This is a genomic window from Allostigmatella hybrida, from assembly GCF_020103775.1.
Taxonomy (GTDB): domain Bacteria; phylum Myxococcota; class Myxococcia; order Myxococcales; family Myxococcaceae; genus Hyalangium; species Hyalangium aurantiaca.
The window spans coordinates 91,797-113,099 of sequence record NZ_JAHXBH010000029.1; the positions used below are offsets into that span (position 1 = coordinate 91,797).

At 70.5% G+C, this 21,303-nt stretch carries 17 protein-coding genes and 1 pseudogene; 14 read left to right on the forward strand and 4 right to left on the reverse strand.

Annotation, left to right across the window (positions count from 1 at the left end):
* Positions 1 to 36: 36 nt before the first annotated feature.
* Positions 37 to 1,080: a glycoside hydrolase family 18 protein gene (locus KY661_RS30825; RefSeq protein WP_225413606.1), complete on the reverse strand. Its 1,044-nt coding sequence runs from the start codon at positions 1,078 to 1,080 to the stop codon at positions 37 to 39.
* A gap of 148 nt (positions 1,081 to 1,228) precedes the next feature.
* Here KY661_RS30825 and KY661_RS30830 point away from each other — a divergent pair, with 148 nt between their 5' ends.
* Together KY661_RS30830 and KY661_RS30835 are read left to right on the forward strand one after the other, a co-directional pair.
* Positions 1,229 to 2,341, forward strand: a complete 1,113-nt coding sequence (locus KY661_RS30830; protein WP_225413607.1) for an XdhC family protein — start codon at positions 1,229 to 1,231, stop codon at positions 2,339 to 2,341.
* Positions 2,338 to 2,925 (forward strand): nucleotidyltransferase family protein, encoded by a 588-nt coding sequence (locus KY661_RS30835; protein WP_225413608.1) that lies wholly within the window; start codon positions 2,338 to 2,340, stop codon positions 2,923 to 2,925. The genes KY661_RS30830 and KY661_RS30835 overlap by 4 nt, the downstream gene beginning before the upstream one ends.
* Here KY661_RS30835 and KY661_RS30840 read toward each other — a convergent pair.
* Both KY661_RS30840 and KY661_RS30845 read right to left on the reverse strand, forming a co-directional pair.
* Positions 2,903 to 3,361, reverse strand: a complete 459-nt coding sequence (locus tag KY661_RS30840; protein WP_225413609.1) for a hypothetical protein — start codon at positions 3,359 to 3,361, stop codon at positions 2,903 to 2,905. The genes KY661_RS30835 and KY661_RS30840 overlap by 23 nt on opposite strands.
* A 177-nt stretch (positions 3,362 to 3,538) precedes the next feature.
* Positions 3,539 to 4,060 carry a hypothetical protein gene (locus KY661_RS30845; RefSeq protein WP_075010692.1) on the reverse strand — a complete coding sequence of 174 codons (522 nt, stop codon included), beginning with the start codon at positions 4,058 to 4,060 and terminating at the stop codon, positions 3,539 to 3,541.
* A gap of 307 nt (positions 4,061 to 4,367) precedes the next feature.
* Between KY661_RS30845 and KY661_RS30850 the strand changes: the two genes are divergently transcribed.
* From KY661_RS30850 to KY661_RS30860, 3 genes are all read left to right on the forward strand, one after another.
* Positions 4,368 to 4,901, forward strand: a complete 534-nt coding sequence (locus KY661_RS30850; protein WP_225413610.1) for a phage tail protein — start codon at positions 4,368 to 4,370, stop codon at positions 4,899 to 4,901.
* 355 nt (positions 4,902 to 5,256) lie between these two features.
* Complete coding sequence (locus tag KY661_RS30855; protein WP_398577274.1) at positions 5,257 to 6,318, forward strand: AI-2E family transporter; 1,062 nt, start codon at positions 5,257 to 5,259, stop codon at positions 6,316 to 6,318.
* Positions 6,319 to 6,347: 29 nt separating this feature from the next.
* A complete protein-coding gene (locus tag KY661_RS30860; protein ID WP_225413612.1) occupies positions 6,348 to 6,950 on the forward strand; it encodes a DedA family protein in 603 nt (200 codons plus the stop codon).
* Here the strand turns inward: KY661_RS30860 and KY661_RS30865 are convergent.
* Positions 6,910 to 7,686, reverse strand: a complete 777-nt coding sequence (locus KY661_RS30865) for a transposase (protein WP_225413613.1) — start codon at positions 7,684 to 7,686, stop codon at positions 6,910 to 6,912. The two genes, KY661_RS30860 and KY661_RS30865, sit on opposite strands and share 41 nt — an antisense overlap.
* A gap of 209 nt (positions 7,687 to 7,895) precedes the next feature.
* Here KY661_RS30865 and KY661_RS30870 point away from each other — a divergent pair, with 209 nt between their 5' ends.
* The 9 genes and pseudogenes from KY661_RS30870 to KY661_RS30910 form a co-directional block, all read left to right on the forward strand.
* Complete coding sequence (locus KY661_RS30870) at positions 7,896 to 8,714, forward strand: peptidoglycan recognition protein family protein (RefSeq protein WP_225413614.1); 819 nt, start codon at positions 7,896 to 7,898, stop codon at positions 8,712 to 8,714.
* 110 nt (positions 8,715 to 8,824) lie between these two features.
* Positions 8,825 to 9,154, forward strand: a complete 330-nt coding sequence (locus tag KY661_RS30875; protein ID WP_225413615.1) for a hypothetical protein — start codon at positions 8,825 to 8,827, stop codon at positions 9,152 to 9,154.
* A gap of 119 nt (positions 9,155 to 9,273) precedes the next feature.
* On the forward strand, positions 9,274 to 10,515 hold the full coding sequence (locus tag KY661_RS30880) for a TolC family protein (RefSeq protein ID WP_225413616.1): 1,242 nt from the start codon (positions 9,274 to 9,276) through the stop codon (positions 10,513 to 10,515).
* Positions 10,512 to 11,729: an efflux RND transporter periplasmic adaptor subunit gene (locus KY661_RS30885; RefSeq protein WP_225413617.1), complete on the forward strand. Its 1,218-nt coding sequence runs from the start codon at positions 10,512 to 10,514 to the stop codon at positions 11,727 to 11,729. The genes KY661_RS30880 and KY661_RS30885 overlap by 4 nt, the downstream gene beginning before the upstream one ends.
* 12 nt (positions 11,730 to 11,741) lie before the next feature.
* Complete coding sequence (locus KY661_RS30890; RefSeq protein ID WP_225413618.1) at positions 11,742 to 14,840, forward strand: efflux RND transporter permease subunit; 3,099 nt, start codon at positions 11,742 to 11,744, stop codon at positions 14,838 to 14,840.
* A gap of 75 nt (positions 14,841 to 14,915) precedes the next feature.
* Complete coding sequence (locus tag KY661_RS30895) at positions 14,916 to 17,189, forward strand: NADP-dependent malic enzyme (RefSeq protein ID WP_225413619.1); 2,274 nt, start codon at positions 14,916 to 14,918, stop codon at positions 17,187 to 17,189.
* Positions 17,190 to 17,283: 94 nt separating this feature from the next.
* On the forward strand, positions 17,284 to 18,828 hold the full coding sequence (locus KY661_RS30900) for a DEAD/DEAH box helicase (protein WP_225413620.1): 1,545 nt from the start codon (positions 17,284 to 17,286) through the stop codon (positions 18,826 to 18,828).
* The gene (locus KY661_RS30905; RefSeq protein WP_225413621.1) at positions 18,825 to 20,204 is read left to right on the forward strand and encodes a restriction endonuclease; all 1,380 of its coding nucleotides are present in this window, start codon (positions 18,825 to 18,827) and stop codon (positions 20,202 to 20,204) included. Before KY661_RS30900 ends, KY661_RS30905 begins: the two co-directional genes overlap by 4 nt.
* Positions 20,205 to 20,403: 199 nt before the next feature.
* A pseudogene (locus KY661_RS30910) lies at positions 20,404 to 21,303 on the forward strand (hypothetical protein); the annotation flags it as partial.

Here is a 21,303-nt window from a genome sequence, read left to right on the forward strand (position 1 = left end):
GTTGCTCTGAACCCCAATTATTGGGCCTCAAATCGATCAGCGGTTGTGTGGCTTCCGCTCCAGGGCGGCGGCGGCCTCCAGCAATCCCATCGCATGGAGCACCGGATCGTTGAGCGAGGAGCCCGGGGGCGCCGCGCGGCCTTCGGGTGAGCAAACCCAGACATCCGCGGGCGGGGGTGGCCGCTGGCCCGGCCGGTAGGTGGCGATGAGCCGCGAGAAGCCAAACCCCTGGCTGCGGTCGTCTGCGGCCTCCCACCCGGAGACACACCCCAGGGTGCGCTCCTGTGCGAAGGCCACCAGCCGCCGCAGGTGCTCCAGGGTGAAGGTCCTCCCCCCCGGGTGGAGGCCCAGCAGGGGACGCGCCCCCAGGCGCCGCCACACCTTGCGTACATCCCACTTGAGGAAGGCCGCCGAGAGGTGCCGGTGCATGCCGTACAGGGCCCGCGTCCAGCACGCATCGGCCTCCAGGGGCGCCCCCGGCCCGAACTCCTTCACCCAGCCGTTGATCAACGCCGGCTCCACGCCGCTGCGCGCCAGCGTGTGGAGGAACCGGACCGCCGCGCCGCTGAAGCCCTCCCGCACGCCCGGCACCACCACGCCCGGCAGGGTGTAGGAGACCTGGAGCCCCGGCAGCAGGGCCCGCAGCCGGGACACCACCTGGGCATGCCGCTCCGGGCCCACGGGCTCGTCGAGGAAGGCGCCCTGGACGTGGAAGTCGAGGTGCCGCACCCCGTGGTGGCGGACCATGGCCTCGTAGCAGGCGGCCACCTTCGGGACGTCGGCCTCCCGGGCTTCGAGCAGCCCGGCCGCGCCACCGCCGACGGACAGGATGGCCATGCCCCCCCGCGCCTGGAACGCCTGGATGTCCGGCTGGTAGCCACACGCGAGGGAGGCCTCGCCCATCCGAAGGAAGAAGCCGTCCAGGCCCGACTCGGCCGGGTAGGCGGTACACGCCGGGGTGGGCCCCCGGGTGAAGTCCACGGCCATCGCCCGCGGCACGTCCCAGTCCCCCGGCTCCACCCCCCACGGCGTTTCCTCCCGCGCGTCCCTGGCGTGCGCGAAGCGTTCATTTCCACTCATACGTGAGGGCCTCCCCCTGGGCGTCGTGACGGTGGAGGAGCGTTGTGGCACGGACGCGAAGCGGAGAGGATTGGCCGGCCGGCAGGGGGCACTGTTGGGCCCGCGCCACTAGAGGGCGTACACTCGCGCCCCCTCGGAAGGATGACCTGTGAAGGATCTGGATGACATCCTGCGGGCCCGCGCCCGGGCGCCTGGCCCCTATGTGATGGCCACGGTGGTGGCCGTGGCGGGCTCGGCGTACCGGCGCCCCGGCGCGCGCATGCTGATGGCCGAGAGCGGCTGGCTGGCCGGTGGGGTGAGCGGCGGGTGCCTGGAGGGTGACATCGTCCGCAAGGCGTTCTTCTGGACGGCCCAGGGCCCCCACCTGCTGCGCTACGACTCCACGGGCGAGGGCGCCGACGACGAGGGCGGCCTGTCCTTCGCGCTCGGGTGCAACGGCGTGGTGGACGTGCTGCTGGAGCGCTGGGAGCCGGGGCCGGTGGATCCGCTCGCCTTCGCCGAGGAGGCGCGGCGGAAGGAGAAGCGCGCGGTGGTGGCCACGGTGTACCGCGGCCCCGCGCACGCCGTGGGCGCCCGGCTGCTCTTGCGCGAGGACGGCGTGGAGGCCAGCACCCTGTCAGGCCTGCTGCGCGAGGCGGTGCATGCCGCGGCCGGGGAGGCCCTCGCCCAGGGGCGCACCTGGAGCGGCCCCTGCGGCGGCGCGGACGTGCTGGTGGAGGTGGTGGAGCCCCCCGCGCCCGTGGTGCTGTTCGGCGGCGGCTTCGACGTGGTGCCCATGAGCGCGCAGGCCGCGGGCCTGGGCTTTCACGTCACGGTGGTGGCCGACAAGCCGCTGGACACGCTGCGGCGGCGCTTTCCCCGCGCCCACGCGGTGGTGGCCTCCAAGGCCAGCGAGGTGCTGGACAAGGTGCCCCTCACCCCGCGCACCCTCGCGGTGCTGATGACCCACAGCCTGCCGCAGGACCGGCTGCTGCTGCCCCAGTTGCTGACCCGGCCGCTGCGCTACCTGGGCGTGCTGGGCCCCCGCTCCCGCACGGAGAAGCTGCTCGCCGGGCTGCCCTTCCCCCCCACCCCGGCGCAGCTCGGCATGCTGCACGCCCCGGTGGGGCTGGACGTGGGCGCCGAGGGAGCGGACGAGGTGGCCCTGTCCATCGCCGCGGAGCTGCGCGCCGTGCTCTCCGGGCGCGAGGGGGGTAAGCTGCGCGAGCGCCAGGCCCCCATCCACGCGCCGGCCCCGCCGCTGGCGCGGAGGCTCGCGTGAGGGTGGGCGGGGTGGTGCTGGCCGCGGGGAGCTCCTCGCGGCTGGGCCGGCCCAAGCAGCTCCTCCTCCACGAGGGCCAAACCCTGGTGCGGCGCACCGCCGAGGCCGCCGTGGCCGCGGGCCTCCTCCCCGTCATCGCCGTGCTGGGCGCGCACCCCGAGGCCGTGGCCGCGGAGCTGGCGGGACTGCCGGTGCACCCGGTGCTCAACCCGGACTGGGCGGCGGGCATGGGCCTGTCGCTGCGCGTGGGCCTGCGGGCCCTGCCCCCCGAGGTGGACGCGGCGCTCGTGGTGCTGTGCGATCAGCTCCGCGTGGATGCCGCCCACCTGGCCGCCCTGGTGGACACCTTCACGCGCACCCACGCCCCCATCGTCGCCTCGGGTTACGCGGGCGCGCGCGGGGTGCCCGCGCTGTTCTCCCGGGCGCTCTTCGCGGAGCTGGAGGCCCTGGCCCCGGAAGAGGGGGCGCGGCGGGTCATCGCGCGCGAGCCCTCGCGCGTGGTGGAGGTGGCGCTCCCCGGGGGGGACGAGGACATCGACACCGCCGCGGACCTCTCCCGCCTTACCGGAACTCCACGGGACTGACGTCCCCCTTGCCGCCCCCCAGGTAGGCGTGGAGCGCCCGCCAGGACTGGAACGCCGGGGGCTCCTGCGCGAGCGCGCTCGGGTACATGGCGCCCTGGTGGGTGTGCAGCCGGATGCTCCAGCGGCCCGGCAGCATCGCCACGCGCTCCACCTCGGCCAGCTCCACGCGCGGCAACGAGACGACGTGCGAGGGGAACAGGTAGTGCAGCAGCACCTCCTCCTCGTGCAGCTCCACCCGGTAGAAGCCGCTCAGCACCGTGGCGTACACCGTGCCGAACAGGAACGCGAACAGCAGGAGGCTGGCCACCGTCGCCACCGGGCCGCGCACCCGGGGCTCCTCGTGGAACACGGCCCGGCCGCCGGAGGCCCTCACCAGCACCGCATAGAGGCCCGCCGCGAGCCCCAGGGCCAGGAGCAGGAAAACGACACAGGCCACCCTCGCCCCTGATGCACTGACCAGCTCGTACACCGCCGTTGCTCCTGACCGCATCTCGCACGCTCCGCGCCCAAGGACGCACGGGTGCCCCCGCGCTGACGGGGGCCCCGGACATTACCCCTCCCCTCTGACGCTCCCTGCCGTCAGAGACTTAACCGGGGGCGGGCGCGCGGGCCGTCAGTTCACGTAGCTCGGCAGCATGGGCAGCCCGTGGAAGAAGCGGCGTCCACTTTCGAACTGGCGGATGAACGCCGCCCGGTCGTGCAGGAACACCTCCGCCATCACTTCCTCCCCGGCATCCCGGAAAAACGCCGCGCGGGCCTCGTCACAGGCCATCTCGTACTCGACCAGCAGTGCTTCCCACTCTTCCGGGATGTCCTCCGGCGCCCAGAAGGTGTCCACCTCCAGGCCCGCGTCGCGCTCCATCGCCTCCAGCTCGCCGTTGAGCGCGCGCACCCGCGCATCCGCGGCGAGCGCCTCGTCCGCCATGGCGAGCAGGATGTGGGCCACCAGGAAGAAGCCCGCATCCAGGGGCACCGTGCCCGTGTCCCGGGCCTCCTGGAACGTCAGGAGCAACTGCGCGTCCAGCCCGGCCTCTTCCACGTCCTCGGCCGTGCGGCGGGCGAGGTGGCGCAGCGCCTCCTCGACTTCGCTGGGCGTTTCCGGAGGACAGGACTTTCCCCACCGTGTGTTTTTCATGGTTTCTCCAGGCCGACTGTCCACAGCGTCTCATGGGACTCCGACGTCCCCGGAAGACGCGCCTACAGCGGTTGTCCTGGAGCGCGCCGGCCCCCGGGCCCACGCCCATTCAACACATCGTGCGACCGCACGGCCGAAATCTGCATTTTCCCCCCCCGCGTACCTCGGAGCCGGGATTCCAGCTGGGAATCTGGCGCGGCGCCGTGAACCCAGCGTGCGGCAGGTGCGCCACGGACTCCATGGACCCGCCGGGAGGGCTGTCTCGCTCCCGACGCTTGCGGAGCGCTTCCTTGGAAAGGAAACACACATGTCCGAGCCACTCCTCGGCGAAATCCGGATGTTCGGTGGCCATTCCGCGCCGCCCGGGTGGGCGTTGTGCAATGGGCAGCTCTTGCCCATCTCGCTCCACCCCTCGCTCTTCTCGCTGCTGGGCACGAGCTACGGGGGCGATGGGCGCAACACCTTCGCCCTGCCGGACCTGCGAGGGCGCCTGCCCATGCACTGGGGCACGGGGCCGGGCCTGTCGGCGCGCACGCTGGGGACGCGCGGGGGCGCGGAGACGGTGACGTTGACCTCCAGCCAGATGCCCTCGCATGCGCACAAGCTCTCGGCCTACGCGGGCGAGGGCGATGCCAGCGTGCCCGAGGGGTGTGTGCCCGCGGTGCTGGTGAATGGCGCCACGGACGAGCCCGCGCACCTCTACAGCACCGTGCCCAACACGAGCATGAACGCCAAGGCCATTGGCATCGCGGGAGGAGGCCAGCCCCACGACAACCTGCCGCCCTTCCAGTGCGTGAGCTTCATCATCGCCATCCAGGGCCACCTGCCGCCGAACGGATGACGCGGCCAGGCCACCGGCGAAAAATAATGGGCCCCGGACCACTCCCTCTCTAGTGGTCCGGGAACCCATCTCTCCAGGCCCAGGTCCTTCGAGGACCCGGAGAGGGGGACGACGACATGCATCCGGCGCGCGCAGCACCGTGAGTTTCCGGCGCCTTCCGGCGTCCGTGCAGGGTCTTTGACGTTCAGCAGGATCCTTGGATCTCCGCGGATTTAATTTTTCTGTTTTTGGCCCTTTTCCCTCCCTCGGGGCTTGTCCCGCCGCCAGGGCGGCCCCATGCAAGGGGCCACGCATCCAGCGGCAAAGCGAGGCGATGGTGGCAGAGGGCGGTTCTACCGGTTGGCAGAAATCCCAGGTGACGTTGCGCACGGCCTTCACGGTGGGCTTCGCCCTGCTGGCGATGGGGGTGCTCACCGTGCTGGTGATGAAGACGCGCGTGGCGATGACGCTCACGGGCATCGCCACCCTGCTGGCCCTGGCGCTGGAGCACGGCGTGTCCCTGCTGCAGCGCAAGGGGATGCGGCGGGGGCTCGCCATCGCCCTGGTGATGGTCTCGGTGCTGGCGCTCGTGGGGGGGCTGGGCATGCTGCTCATCCCTGCGGCGATGACCCAAGGCGAGGCGCTGCTGACCCAGTTGCCTACATTGATGGCGGAGGTGCGCTCGTACCGGCTGTTCCGGGTGCTGAACAAGCACTTCGGCATGCTGATGCAGCTGGGTGGGGACGTGGCCACGGCGGGGGCCACGGCGGGCGCGGTGGCGTCGCCCGCGGCGAGCACGCTGTCGCTCACGCCGGTGCTGGAGGCCATTGGCGGGGCGGTGAGCGTGGTGGGCGGCATCGTCACCATCTTCTTCCTGGTGGTGTTCATGCTGGCGTTCGGCCGGGGCATGCCCCGCTGGCTCATCGAGCAGCTGCCGGTGGCGCACCGCGAGCGCTACGAGCGGGTCATGCTCAAGGTGTACCAGGCCACGGGCGGCTACCTGTCGGGGCTGTCGCTCATCTGCACCATCAACGCCACGCTCACCACGGTGGTGCTGGCGGTGCTGGGGCTGCCCTTCTTCCTGCCGCTGGGCATCGTCAGCGGCTTCTCCAGCATGGTGCCGTACGCGGGGCCGGTGGTGGCCGGAGGCTTCATCACGCTGCTCACGTGGGTGACGGGCGGGTGGTTCAAGGGGATGGTGGTGCTCATCTACTTCCTCATCTACGGGCAGCTGGAGGGCAACGTGCTGGCGCCGCTGGTGTTCCGGCGCACGGTGCACGTCAACCCGCTGCTCACGCTGCTGGCGGTGCTGTTCTGCGTGGAGCTGGCCGGCATCATCGGCGCGATGGTGGCGGTGCCGGTGGTGGCCACGGTGCAGATCATCGTCCGCGAGCTGCTGCAGCTCCGGCAGGAGCGGCGCGCCAGCTCGCTGGTTTAGTGGCCATTGGTTGCCGGGGGGGAACACACATGGAGCACGGACTGCTGGGGCTGCTGCTCACCCATGGCTCGTATGCACTGCTGTTCGTGGCGCTGCTGGCCGGCGGGGTGGGGCTGCCCCTCCCGGAGGACATCGTGCTGCTCACGGGGGGAACCCTGGCCCACCTGGGCGTGGTGAAGCTGCCGGTGGTCATCGGGGTGTGCTTCGCCGGGGTGCTCAGCGGGGACCTGCTGCTGTTCCACACGGCGCGCAAGCTGGGGCCCGGCATCTATGAGAAGCGCTGGATGAGGGCGCTGCTCACGCCCGGGCGCCGCACGCGCATCTCCGGGCTCTACGCCCGCTTCGGGGGGCGGGTCATCTTCCTCGGCCGGTACCTGTCCGTGCTGCGCGTGCCCCTGTTCGCGATGGCGGCCATCCAGGGGATGAAGACGCGCACGTTCCTCCTCTGGGATGCGCTGGCCCTGAGCCTCAGCGCGCCGCTGCTGGTGAGCCTCGGCTATCTCTTCTCCCACAGCGTCAGCCGGGTGACGGCGGGCGTGTGCCATGCGGAGCATGTGCTCGCCATCGTGGCGGTGGGGCTCTTCGCGGCCTTCATCCTCGTGCACACGCTGCGGGCCCGGCGCGCGGGCTGAGCCGTTCTCCCGCGAGGCGCTGCGCGGCCGCGGCCCCCTGGGACACGCCGTGCAGGGGGGCGAGGCACTCGGCCAGCCTGTCATCCACCTGCGCGATGGAGCCGCGCAGCGCGTCCACCTGCGCCAGGTGGAGCTTCAACATGAACCGGTGGTGCGCCGCCAGGGGCGCCTCCGGCGTGCCGCCGGGGGCCTCGCTGGGCGCGCCGGCCTCCCGGGCCATGAACTCCTGCAGGATGGCCCGGCCGCTGAGGCCCGGCCCGGCTCCCGTCGCCTGCATGCTCGCGTCGCTCAGCACCTTCTGAATGTGGAGGTGGTGCTGCGCCATCTCCCGGGCGAACAGGCGGCGGGCCCGGCAGAGGTCTCTCACCTCCGGCAGGGGCTCCAGGGGCACGGGGCGGCCGTGGATCTGCCCATGCGCCAGCAGCTCCGCCAGCGACAGGGCGTCCTCCGTCCCGGGCCCACCCGCCGAGGCACTCAGGGGCTCGGCGAGCACCAGCTCGAGCTGCCCTTCCAGCAGATACCAGGCGTGCTTCCAGGACTCCCCCGTGGCCCGCATGACGACGCACCGGCAGCCATAGGAGCCCAGCCACTCCGCCAGCGCTCCCAGCCCCGAGGGCGTGGCCTCGAAGCGCTGGAGCTCTTGAATGATCCTCCCAGCCGCCACGATGCGGACCACGGCGGCCACGGCTTCTTCCTGAAACTCCACCGCGGCACAGCGGGGGTAGATGACTTTCATGTCCAGCTCCAAGGGCGCTTCCGGAAGCGAGGGGGCTCTTCCTTTCCGCTCCGTACGGAATCGTTGAGTCCCTATTCACTTGGAGTCATCGGCTTTGACCCAGCGTCAGTTTCCGGGGGAAACGCGGTGATCCAGCAACTTCAGGTTCTCAAACGCCGATAATTCAGGCTCAGGGGGTCTTCTGGCCTCTCCCCCTTCCGAGAAATCACATGACCGTCCAGCGCACCTCTGCTCCCGTTGCCCAGCGCGCCGTTACCGCCACCGCCGCCGCCACGGTGACCGCCCCCCCCGCCGGCATCAGCCGGGGCGACACGGGCCCCAACGTCAAGAGGCTCCAGGATGCGCTGGTGAAGACCGGCTACATGACCCGGGCCCAGGTCAACACGGGCTACGGCACCTTCGGTCCCCAGACCGAGGCGGCGGTCAAGAAGTTCCAGGCCGACAAGAAGCTGCCCACCACGGGCTACTACGGCGACATGACCCACGCGGCGCTGAAGAAGGCGCTCGCCGGCGGGGTGCAGGGCCCCACCCCTCCCACCCAGCCGGGCGGCAAGTTCACCAAGCCGGCCGTCATCAGCGCGCCCTCCCCCAACTTCAATGAGCGCGGGGGCAAGGACATCGACACCATCGTCATGCACCACACCGCGTCCAACAACGGCGCGGGCGACCTGGCCCACATGCGCAACCCCGCCAGCGAGGTGTCGGCCCACTACATGGTCGACCGGGATGGGAAGATCTACCAGCTCGTCAACGACAGCAAGCGCGCCTGGCACGCGGGCAAGGGCGAGCTGCACGGCGTGCCCACGGACGTGAACGGCCGCTCCATCGGCATCGAGATCGTCAACGACGGCAGCGGCAAGACGCCCTTCACCGAGGCCCAGTACAAGGCGCTCCACCAGCTCGTCGGCTACCTCAAGCAGGAGCACAACGTGCCCACGAAGAACGTCGTCGGGCACAAGGACGTGGCCGTTCCCAAGGGCCGCAAGAGCGACCCGGCCCCCAACTTCGACTGGAGCCGGCTGCCCTGAGCCCCTCCCGGGCCTCCCATGGCCCCGGAGATGGAGCGGTCTGTCGTGCAGGCAGCCTCGCGGTTCTCCGGGTTTGCACGGGGTGACGGCGGAGGGTAAATACCCCCTCCGTGCTGCGCGTGCTGCTCATTGCCGCCGTCCTGTCAGGCCTCGTCCCCTCGCTGGGGGAGGCCGTCGAGATGGTGGTGCATTACGCGGCCACCGGGCACGTGGCGCACTTCGAGCCCCACGAGACGGACCTGGGCGCGGAGGGCAAGGAGCACGGCTGCGGCCCCATCGCCCACCACTGCGGCTGCTGCGTGAGCCAGTGGGTGCTGCTCCCCTCGGTGCCTGGATGGGCCCCCGGTCCCCAGGAGCCCGAAGCGCCGTTCCTCGCACCCGAGCAGCGCATCGCCCCCGGGGTGATGCGGCGCCTGTTGCGTCCCCCCATCGCGGCCTGAGCGTGGCGTTCGTCTGACGGCTTCCGGGGCCTCGTGGCCCGGGCAGGCCGTGCGTCCGTTGCTCCCTCTCTGCCGCGCGTCCGCTGCCCTTGCCGGCCGCCTCGCGCCGTAGGCCGCTCATGCTTTCGCGCGGAGTCTCCGCCTCGCCCCTGCTGTGCCTGTATCTCTATGGGTTTCTCTCGCTGTCCGAGGCCTCCGCCGGGCCGCTGACGCTCGAGCAGGCCGTCGCGCTCGCGCTGGAGCGGAGCCCCGTCCTCGTCTCACTGGAGGCCGGGGTGGCCCGGGCCCAGGCGCAGGCCCAGAACGATGCCCGCTTCTTTCAAGCCAACCCCGAGCTCTCCGCGGCGGCGGGCCCGCGCCTGCGCGAGGGCGGAAACACCCTGGAGCTGGGCGTGGGCCTCAGCCAGCAGGTGGAGCTCTTCGGGCAGCCCTCCGCCCGGAAGGAGGCCGCCCGGGCCCTCGTCACCGCGAGCGAGGCCCAGCTCCGGGCCCGGCGCGTGGAGCTCGTGGCCGAGGTCCGCACGGCGTTTGCCCGTGCCCGGGCCGCGGGACAGGAGGTGCGCCTCGCCGAGGATGCCCGCACGCTGGCCGCCGAAGCGCTGAGCGCGGCGGAAGAGCGGCTGGAGGCAGGCGCCGCCTCCCGCCTGGAGGTCAACACGGCCCGCGTCGAGGCAGGCCGCGCCGCCCGTGAGCACAACCGCGCCGTCTTCCGCCATGCCTCGGCCCTCAACGCCCTGGGCCTGCTCATCGGGCTCGACGAGGCCGTGGAGATTCACGCCCAGGACACGCCCCTTCCAGACAGCCCGCAGGCGCTGCCGCTGCCCACCTTGCTAGACCAAGCCCTCCGTGATCGGGCCGATCTCCAGGCAGCACGCGCGGAGCTGGAAGCCAGCCAGGCCCAGCAGCGGTTGAGCCAAAGGGCGGCGCTGCCCAGCCCTCGGGCGGGCATCAGCTACGGCCGCGAGGAGGAGGCCCACATCGTCCAGGGCACCCTGTCCATCGAGCTGCCGGTGTTCGACCGCAACCAGGCTGGACGCGGCACCAGCGCCGCACGCGTCACCGAGGCGGCGCGCACCCTGGAGGCGGTGGAGCGGCTCGCGCGCGCGGAGGTGCGGCTGGCGCTCGTGCGCTATCAGACCGCCGAGTCCTCCCTGCGCCTCTTCGGCGAGAACGCCCAGCAGTCGCTCCAGGAGAACCTGGCCCTGGCCACGGAGGGCTACCGGGCCGGCAAGATGGACTTCCTGGAGCTGCTCGTCATCCGCCGGGAAACGCTGGAAGCCCGGCGCGACCACATCGAAGCGATGGAGGAGTTCAGCACCGCGCAGGCCCAGCTCCAGCGGGTCATCGGGAGCCTTCCATGAGAGCCTCTGCCCTGCTGTCCGTGCTGGGGCTCGTCCTGCTTCCGGGCTGCCAGAAGGAGCCGCCCCCCGCCGCCCACCCCGCCGAAGCGCCGCATGACGAGGCGCATGGCCATGGGAACGAAGCAACCCACGCGGAGGCCATCACCCTGACGCCGGAGGCCGTGCGCAACGCGCGCTTGCAGACCGCCGAGGCCCAGCGCAAGCCGCTCGCCGTGGGGCTCACCGTCCCGGCGCGCCTGGCCTTTCCCCAGCGCGGCGTGGCCCAGGTGGCCGCCCGCGTCCCCGGGCGCATCGCCAGCATCGAGGTGGACCTGGGGGACCGCGTGAAGAAGGGCCAGGTGCTCGGCTACCTGGAGAGCCCGGACCTGGGCCGGGCCCGCGCGGACTACCTGGCCGCCACCATGAAGGCCCAGGTGGCCGCGGAGAACTTCCGCCGCGAGAAGGAGCTGTTCGCCAAGGGCATCACCAGCGAGCGCGAGATGCGCGAGGCGGAGGGCACCTACGTCACCATCGAGGCGGACCGCAACGCCGCCGATGCCCGGCTGCACGCGCTGAGCCTCACGGATCAGGAAATCAAGGCGCTCCGGTCCGATGAGCACTACAGCACCCGCTTTCCCGCGCGCGCCCCGCTCGATGGCACCGTGGTGGACATCCCCGTCACCGTGGGCCAGGAGGTGGGCGGCACCACGCCGCTGTTCACCGTGGGCGACCTGTCCACGCTCTGGGCGCTGCTGGAGGTCTCCGAGGCGCAGCTCGCCACCGTCCGCCAGGGGCAGGCCGTGGACCTGGCCGTCCAGGCGATCCCCGGCCAGCGCTTCCAGGGCAAGGTGACGTACATCGGGGACATCGTGGACGAAAAGACCCGCACCACCCCCGTGCGCGTCGTGCTTCCCAACACCGAGGGCAACCTCAAGCCCGGGATGTTCGCCACCGCGGAGATCAGCACCGGCGGCACCGCCCCAGGCGCCACGGGAACCGAGCAGGTCGTCGTGCCCCGCGAGGCCGTGCAGCAGGTGGCCGGCGAACAGGTCGTCTTCGTCCCCCAGGGGCCCCACCAGTTCCAGGCGGTGGATGTCCGGACCGGCGCCTCCTCGGCCACGGAGATCGAAATCCTCGAAGGGCTCGAACCGGGCACCGCCGTGGTGACGCAGGGCGCCTTCATCCTCAAGTCCGAGCTCTCCAAGGAGAGCATGGGCGAAGGCCACTCCCACTAGAGGGCCCGCGCCATGTTCGATCAACTCATCCGGCTTTCGATCCGGAACCGCTTCATCGTCCTGCTGCTGTCGGCGGCCGTCATCGTCTTCGGCCTCCGGGCCCTGAGCCAGCTGCCCATCGACGCGGTGCCCGACGTCACCAACGTGCAGGTGCAGGTGCTCACCTCCGCGCCGGGGCTGGGCCCCGTGGAGGTGGAGCGGTTCATCACCGTGCCCGTCGAGACGGCCATGGGCGGCCTGCCCCACACGGAGGAGCTCCGCTCCGTCTCCAAGTTCGGCCTGTCCGCCGTCACCCTCGTCTTCGAGGACGGCACGGACATCTACTTCGCCCGCCAGCTCGTGAGCGAGCGGCTCCAGGAGGCCCGGGAGAACATCCCCGAGGGCTACGGCACCCCGGAGATGGGCCCCACCGCCTCCGGGCTCGGCGAAATCTACCAGTTCGAGGTCCAGGGCCCGGGCATGAGCCCCATGGCGCTGCGCGAGATTCTCGACTGGCAGCTCATCCCCCGGCTGCGCGCGGTGCCGGGCGTGGTGGAGGTGAATGCCTTCGGTGGCGAGCTGAAGACCTATGAAGTCCAGCTCGAGCCCTCGCGCCTGACGGCCTATGGCCTGTCGCTCCAGCAGGTGTTCGACGCCCTGGAGCGCAACAACGCCAACGCGGGCGGCGCCTACATCGCCCGGGGTCCCGAGCAGGTGCTCATCCGGGGCGAGGGCCTGGTGGAGACGCTGGAGGACATCGGCCACATCGTCGTGGCCACCTCGTCCGGGGGCGTGCCCGTGTACGTGCGGGACATCGCCGAGGTGAAGTACGCCCCGCTCGTGCGCCAGGGAGCCGTCACGCGCGACGGGCGCGGCGAGGCGGTGACGGGCATCGTGATGATGCGCCTCGGGGAGAACTCCCGCACCGTCGTCCAGCACGTGAAGGGGGCCGTGGAGCGCATCCGCCCCACCCTGCCGCCGGGCGTCACCATTGACACGTTCTACGACCGGACGGAGCTGGTGCGGCAGACGCTCCAGACGGTGGCCACGAACCTGCTGGAGGGCGGGCTGCTCGTCATCGTGGTGCTCTTCCTGATGCTGCGCAACCTGCGCGCGGGGCTGCTCGTGGCGAGCATCATCCCCCTGTGCATGCTCGCCGCCTTCATCGGCATGCGGGCGCTGGGCATCTCCGGCAACCTCATGTCCCTGGGGGCCATCGACTTCGGCCTCATCGTGGATGGCGCGCTCATCATCGTGGAGAACGCGGTGCGCCACATCGCCACGGAGAACCACCGGCTCGGCCGTGCGCTCACCCGCGCGGAGCGCGATGAGGTGGTCTGCCGCGCGGCGGTGGAGATCCGCGGCGCGGCGGCCTTCGGCGAAATCATCATCGGCATCGTCTACCTTCCGGTCCTCACGCTCTCGGGCATCGAGGGGAAGATGTTCGTGCCCATGGCCACCACCGTCCTGTGTGCCCTGGGCGCCGCGTTCGTCTTCTCGCTCACCCTCGTCCCGGCGCTCGCCTCGCTCGTGCTGCCGCTCCGGGTGACGGAGAAGGAGAGCCCCCTGGTCACCGGCGCCCGGAAGCTCTACGCGCCCGCCCTGCGCGCGTGCATGGCGCACCGCCGGGCGGTGGTGGCAGGCGCCGTGGGCGTGCTCGGGCTCAGCCTGGCGCTCGTGCCATTCCTGGGGGCGGAGTTCATGCCCCGCCTGGACGAGGGAGCCCTGGCGCTCCAGGCCTGGCGCGTGCCCTCGGTGTCCCTGGAGGAGTCCGTGCGGCAGACCACGCTCATCGAGAAGGTGCTCAAGCGCTTTCCCGAGGTGCGCACGGTGGTCTCCAAGACGGGCCGCGCGGAGATCGCCACGGACCCCATGGGCGTGGAGATCAGCGACATCTTCGTGATGCTCAAGCCCCGGGACGCATGGACCACCGGCCATGACCGGGAGGCGCTCATCGCCGCCTTCGACGCGGCCCTGAAGAAGGAGGTGCCCGGCAGCCTCTTCTCCTACTCCCAGCCCATCGAGCTGCGGGTGAGCGAGCTCATCTCCGGGGTGCGCTCGGACGTGGCGCTCAAGCTGTACGGCGAGGACCTGGAGGTCCTCAAGCGCACGGGGGACAAGCTCGCGGCGGTGCTCGCCCGGGTGCCCGGCGCCGCGGACGTGAAGGCCGAGCAGATCGCCGGCCTGCCCGTGGCGCGTGTCCAGGTGGACCGGCAGGCCATCTCCCGGTACGGCATCAACGCCCGGGACGTGCTCGATGCCATCGAGACGCTGGGCGGCAAGCAGGTGGGCGTGGTGCTGGAGGGCCAGAAGCGCTTCGCCCTCCAGGTGCGCTTCGCCCCCAGCGCCCGCCAGCACGTGGAACAACTGGGCAGCATCCAGGTCACCAGCCCCACCGGGCAGTTCGTGCCCCTGTCCCAGATTGCCCGCATCGAGGTGGACGAGGGACCCGCCCAGGTGAGCCGCGAGAACCTCCAGCGGCGCCTCACCCTGGAGGCCAACGTGCGGGGGCGGGACATCCAGGGCTTCGTCGGCACCGCGCAGGAGGCCATCGCGCGGGAGGTGCCGCTGCCCCCGGGCTACTGGCTGGAGTGGGGCGGGCAGTTCGAGAACCTCCAGACGGCCAGCGCCCGGCTCGCCGTGGTGGTGCCCTTCACCCTGCTGCTCATCTTCGTGCTGCTCTACCTCACGTTCCAGGCGGTGCGGCCCGCGCTCCTCATCTACCTCAACATCCCCTTCGCGGTGACCGGAGGCCTGGTGGCGCTGGCGGTGCGCGGCATGCCGCTGTCCATCTCCGCGGCGGTGGGCTTCATCGCCCTGTTCGGCGTGGCAGTGCTCAACGGCCTGGTGCTGGTGTCCGCCATCCGCCGGCTGCGCCAGGACGGCCAGCCCGCCGCGGCGGCGGCGCACGAGGCGGCCCACCTCCGGCTGCGGCCCGTGCTCACCACCGCGCTCGTGGCCAGCCTGGGCTTCCTCCCCATGGCCCTGTCCACCGGCGCCGGCGCCGAGGTGCAGAAGCCCCTGGCCACCGTCGTCATCGGCGGGCTGCTCAGCTCCACGCTGCTCACCCTGCTGGTGCTGCCCACCGTCTATGCGTGGTTCGATCCGGACCGGGCGCAGGCTCCCACATGATGCGCCATGTCAGAGGCGCTGGGGGTGCCACGGAGTTCCCCCAAGGCTGCCGCGCCAAGGTAGAAGCGGCGCCCCATGGACGACGATTTCCGCAAAGCAGCCCTCGACTACCACCGCCTGCCCCGGCCGGGGAAGCTGGCCATCGAGCCCACCAAGCGCATGGCGACCCAGCGCGACCTGGGCCTTGCCTACTCCCCCGGAGTCGCCGCCGCGTGTGAGGCCATCGTCGCCGACCCCGAGGCCGCGAGAGACCTGACCGCGCGCGGCAACCTGGTGGCGGTCATCACCAACGGCACGGCCGTGCTGGGGCTTGGCAACATCGGCGCCCTGGCGGGCAAGCCGGTCATGGAGGGCAAGGCGGTCCTCTTCAAGAAGTTCGCCGGCATCGACGTGTTCGACCTGGAGGTCAACGAGAGCGATCCCTCGCGCTTCGTGGACGTGGTCGCCTCGCTGGAGCCCACCTTCGGCGGCATCAACCTGGAGGACATCAAGGCCCCCGAGTGCTTCATCATCGAGCGCGCCCTGCGCGAGCGGATGAAGATTCCCGTCTTCCACGACGACCAGCACGGCACCGCCATCGTCTGCGCGGCGGCCATCCGCAACGGGCTCGTGCTCCAGGGCAAGCGGCTGGAGGAGATCAAACTCGTCACCTCGGGCGCGGGCGCCGCGGCGCTGGCGTGCGTCGATCTGCTCGTGGAGATGGGCCTGCCCATCGAGAACGTGACGCTCACCGACATCAAGGGCGTGGTCCACGCCGACCGCGGCGACCCGATGGCGCCGAACATGGCCCGCTACGCCCGGCGCACCGACGCGCGCATCCTTCCGGACGTGCTCGGCGGGGCCGACGTGTTCCTCGGGCTGTCCGCGCCGCGCGTGCTCAAGGCCGAGTGGCTGCCGCTGCTCGCCCCCAAGCCGCTCATCCTCGCGCTCGCCAACCCCGAGCCGGAGATCCGGCCCGACGTGGTCCGCGCCGCGCGGCCGGATGCCATCGTCGCCTCGGGACGGACGGACTTCGCCAACCAGGTCAACAACGTGCTGTGCTTCCCCTTCGTGTTCCGGGGCGCGCTGGACGTGGGCGCCACGGAGATCAACGAGGCGATGAAGCGGGCGGCCGCCGAGGCCATCGCCGAGCTGGCGCGGGCGGAGGCCAGCGAGGTGGTGGCCGCGGCCTACGGCGGGGCGGCCCCCGTGTTCGGCCCCCAGTACATCATCCCCAAGCCGTTCGACCCGCGGCTCATCCTGAAAATTGCCCCCGCGGTGGCCAAGGCCGCCATGGACTCCGGGGTGGCGCGTCGGCCCATCGCGGACTTCGACGCCTACCACCGGGAGCTGGAGCTGTTCGTCTACCGCTCGGGCCAGCTCATGCGGCCGGTGTTCGAGGTGGCCCGCCGGGCGCCGGGGCGCGTGGCCTACGCCGAGGGCGAGGACGAGCGCGTGCTGCGCGCGGTGCAGACCGTGGTGGATGACCGCATCGCCCAGCCGGTGCTGATCGGCCGGCGCGCCGTCATCGAGGCCAAGGTGCGGGAGCTGGGCCTGCGGCTCGACGTGGGCCGCCAGGTGCGCGTGCTGGATCCCAACGAGGACGCGGCGGTGTTCGACCCGCTGGTGCACCGCTACCAGCACCTCGTGGGCCGCCGCGGCGTGCCCCCCGAGGCGGCGGCCCGGCGCGTGGCGCGCAGGCCCACGGTGACGGCGGCCATGCTGCTGGAGGCGGGCGTGGTGGACGCGGCGCTGTGCGGCGGCAATGGCGACTGGGGCCGGCAGATGAGCGAGGTGCTGCCCATCATCTCCAAGAGCGAGGGCGTCAGCCGCATCTACGCGCTCTCCTGCCTCATCCTCCCCAAGGGCGCGCTGTTCTTCTGCGACACCCACGTCAACCTGGACCCCACGGCCGAGCAGGTGGCGGAGATGACGCTCATGGCCGCGGACGCCGTGCGCCACTTCGGGCTCGTGCCGAAGGCCGCGCTGCTGTCCCACTCCAGCTTCGGCGCCAGCAACTCGCAGAGCGCGCGCAAGATGCGCCAGGCCCTGAAGCTCATCCGCGCCCGGGCGCCCCACCTGGAGCTCGACGGCGAGATGCACGCCGACGCGGCGCTCAGCGAGGCGCTGCGCGGCCGGCTCGTCTCGGACAGCCCCCTGACGGGCTCGGCCAACCTGCTGGTCATGCCCACCCTGGACGCGGCCAACATCGGCCTGACGCTGCTCTCGGCCGCCACCGAGGCGCTCCTGGTGGGCCCCATGCTGCTGGGCATGTCCAAGCCGCTCCACGTGCTCGTGCCCCGCGTCACCGCGCGCGGCATCGTCAACATGACCGCCCTGGCCGTGGCCCAAATGCAGCAGAAGAGCTGATTCCGGCCCCCCCGAGAATCCCCCCAAAGGGGGGGCCACAAACCGTGCGAGCCCTGTTAACCCGTCCCCTTCCCATCACGTTTGGAGGAGACCCATGCAGTTCAGCCTGCCGACGGATCACGGCTTGTCCCAGGCGGTTCAGGACGATCCAGATCTCTTACCGCGCGCCTCCGATGGCGCGCCCTCCCTGACCGATGTCCAGCACGCAGCCCTGGCGGCAGGCGTCGCGCGCGGAACATCCCTGCTCGTTGTCGCACCCACGTCCACGGGCAAAACCCACATTGGAATGTGGGCACTCATGGGTTGGCTGTTCGCCGCCCCGTCCCGGCATGCCGTCTATCTGGTGACCCACCGCGCGCTGGCCCGCCAGAAGTTCGAGGAACTGACGGACCGGCTCTGCGGCCGCCACTTCGGGGGAGACAAGAGCTGCATCGTCCTCGCCAATGGAGACATCGTGGAAGATGGCAATGGCCACACGCCCACGGAGCCGCTCCAAGCCCTCGTGTTAGTGGCCACCTACGAGAAATACCTCGCGATGATCTCGGGCTCGGGCATCCGCGAGGACATGTCTCCAAGCCTAATCATCTGTGACGAGATCCAAATCCTCGGAGACGAAAGCCGCGGCCGGAACATCGAGATCCTGCTAACCCTGCTGAAAAGGGGGCGTTGGGGACAACTGGTGGCGCTGTCGGCGGTACTCGACGCACGGGACGCTCATGACTTGAGGGACTGGCTGGGGGTGAAGCTCATTCACCTCGGCACCCGCGAGAAGCATCTCCACTACGAGTGCCGCACGCCCACCAGCATCCGCTCGTTCCGGACGGACCAACCGGGTGTGGGGATTCAAGAGCGGGCACGCGCCGAGGCCACCCCATACGAGACGCCGCCGATCATCGCCCAGCTGCTCCGCCAGCCGACCCAACTGCCCGCCATCGTCTTCTGCACGTCCAAAAAGCGGGTCTACGAGGCGGCTTCAGCCCACGCGCGGACTCTCCGGCTGACCGTTTCTCCCTCGCAGCCGCTGCTTCCTGGCTTGAAGGAGGCCACCTCCGCAGCGAGGGATCTCTCCTGTTATATCCCGAGGGGATTCGCCTTTCACACGGCGGATCTCCTTGAGGAGGAGCGGCACCTCGTCGAGCACAAGATTTCCTCGGGTGACCTCCAGCTCGTCTTCGCCACCAGCACTCTGGCCGCTGGGGTCAACTTTCCCTTCAAGACCGCCCTCTTCGACGAGTGGACGCGCTGGAACACGCGCACCCGCAGCCGCGAGCCTTTGCCCTCGAGTGAATTCCAGAACATGGCGGGGCGGGTCGGCCGCATGGGAACCCAGGCTACCCACGGAAGCATCCTCCTGACCTCCACGGATGGCTTCACCGACAAGCGAAACACCAACGTCTATCTACAGCCAGATCAGACCACCCCGCTCACCCCACGCATCACGCCTCAGGCCTTCCATCAGCTCGCTCTTCAACTCGTCGCTTCGGGCATGTGCACAACCGAGGAAGAGCTGGCCACCTTGCTCTTGAGCAGCTTCAGCGCCACCCGGGAGCTTCACGCGAACAAGACGGGCTTGAGCCACTGGCACCGTCAGCTGAACACCTCCGTGGCCGCCCTCCGGGATTGGGGATTCATTTTATGACACGCCTGCATATCACCGAAGTCGGCAAGCAGATCGCCCTGAGCGGCCTCCTTCCCGAGACGGCCGACTACTTGCTGAACTACGTCTCCAGCCACCAAGCCCTCCTCTGTGGGATGCTTCCGGACGAGGGCCATAGGCCGGGCGACCTGGACGGGTTCAATTATTGTCTGACCAACGCCTGTCTCACGTCTCCCGAGTTCGCGAGCGCATTCCATACCCGCTCCGTGCCCTATGGCTTTGGCGAGACCACGGACAATGAACCCGTGAAACGCTACGCCGCCCACCTCGCGGAAGTCCCCTGGCAGCCCTACCGGAGCGCGGCGAACGCCGCCACATTGCTCATCGACTGGCTGGAAGGGGTCGACCTGGGCGCACTTGAGGGCACCTATCCTGGCCTCCGGGCCGGCGCCATCCAAGCCTTGTGCCGCGATCTCGCCTGGTGCCTGTCGGGACTTGCCAACATCCTGGCGGCAGCCACCCGTGCCAACCTGTCCCATGACGAGCGGCCGGCCTGTATGCGGGAGCTGACGCCCCAAGCCCTCAAGAACCTGCGCCGGTTGCCAGCGTCCATCCGCTTGCTGATCCGGCGTCTCGTGGCCGGCCTGCCCACCCCCGCGCTCTGGCTGACCGAGCTGGAAACCCCCACCGGGGAGCGCTCTGTCTCCCGGGCGGAGGCCATCGGGCTCCACCAAGTCGGCTTGAGCGCCCTGGAGAGCCTTTGCCGCACTTCCCGCTGGCAGGACCTTGTAGACCTCCTGACGTCCATGGGAGCGGCCCAGCCCAAGAAGCGTGCCGCCGAACTTCAGGAACTGGCCCGCGCGTGGCACGGAAAGAGGCGAGAGCGCGCCTTTCAGCACCAACTCCAGCGTTTGGAAGCAGCGGATCAGCCTCTGATGACCCGCTTGTATGAGAGCCGGGAGAAGGAGTTCGAAGCGGCCGTCGAAGCCCTCATGACGCGCGCTGGGGTCCGTTACACCCTGTTCGACACCGGCCGCAGACCCGGGGCGTTCGACTACCTGCTGCACATCGACGGTCGGCCCGATGTCATCCTCGAATGCAAGACCAAGCAGGGGGAAAACCTCGTGGACCTCACCGCCGCCCGGACCGTGCTCGGCAGTGCGGCCCAGTACGGCCACCGGGAGACTTTCTGCATCACGCTGTGCCAGCCCGGGATCGATCCCAACGTGATTGAGAGCCTGCAAGCCTGCACGCTCCTGTGCCTCGTCGAGACACACAATTTCGCAGAAGCCTTGACGCGCCTCATGACGAACTCGCTGACTCCGCAGGCCTTCCACGACTGGCTCACCCAACCAGGACAGGCCACCTCGGACATGCTCCTCGCGTACATGAGCCCAACCGCTGAAACTGCGGACTGAACCTTTGGAGAGGCCTGTCGGCACGGCTCAAGCGCGGCTTACATCTCCTTACAGAAGGAAATACAAACGTTGCAAAACAGTATCTTCACCTTTTTCCAATATTAACGCATGGTGCCATTCACCCCTGGTCCCAGGGATTTCTCCTCTTGGAGGAGAAGGCAAAGCCCTCCCTCTGGCTTTGCCGTGGAGGGTCCCATCGATGACGAGCATCCGTTCCAACGCCCCCCGAAACGCGCCGGTCCGCCCCAAGGAAGACAAGCCCGAGACCAAGACGGAGGCCACGCCGCAAGCCAAACCCAATGAGGTGGACCCGGCGAAGGCGGTGGCTCAGCCCACGCTCGAGCCCGCCAAGAAGGATGACTTCGCCGAGACCCCGGCGGACGCGGCCCAGCCGCTGGAGCTGATGAGCAATGCCAGCTCGAAGATCAGCGCCGCGCCCACCTCCAGCGCCACGGGGCAGACGCAGGAGCCGGCCGAGGAGCAGAACGCGCCCGTGGACCTGGCCTCGCCCGAGGAGCCGACGATCCGCACCGCGGCCCAGACCGTCACCGGCGGCACCGCGGCGGCGCCCGATGCCCTGCGCGGGCTGGATGCCCCCACGGACCTGGCCTCCCCGGAGAAGCCGGCCCTGAGCCCCGTGGCCCGGACGGTCACCAGCGGCACGGCGGTCCTCGATGACGCGCAGGACAAGGCCGCCGTGGCCGACGCCTCGCAGCAGGCGCCCCTCACGAATGCAGTGACGGGCCTGGCTCCGGCCCCTACCACCGCCACCCTGCCCGTGGGCGCCAAGCAGCCCTCGCTCCTGAAGGCCACCCCCACCGGGACGCAGGACGTGTTCTCCACGAATCCGGCCAGCACGGCCCAGACCACGAACCTGCGGCTCGGCAGCACCCCCACGACGGGGGGCACGGCGGTTCCCCCCACCTCGGGCACGGAGCAGCCCGTGGAGCTGGGCGGCGTGACGGGCCTCGCCAAGCCGAACGTCCTGCTCAAGGCGACGGGGGCCCCCAACACGGTCTCCGCCGCCGCCACCCCCGAGGCCTCCTCCGTCGTCCCCGAGACGCCGCTGCTCAACGGCCAGCAGCGCGCCCAGCAGGAG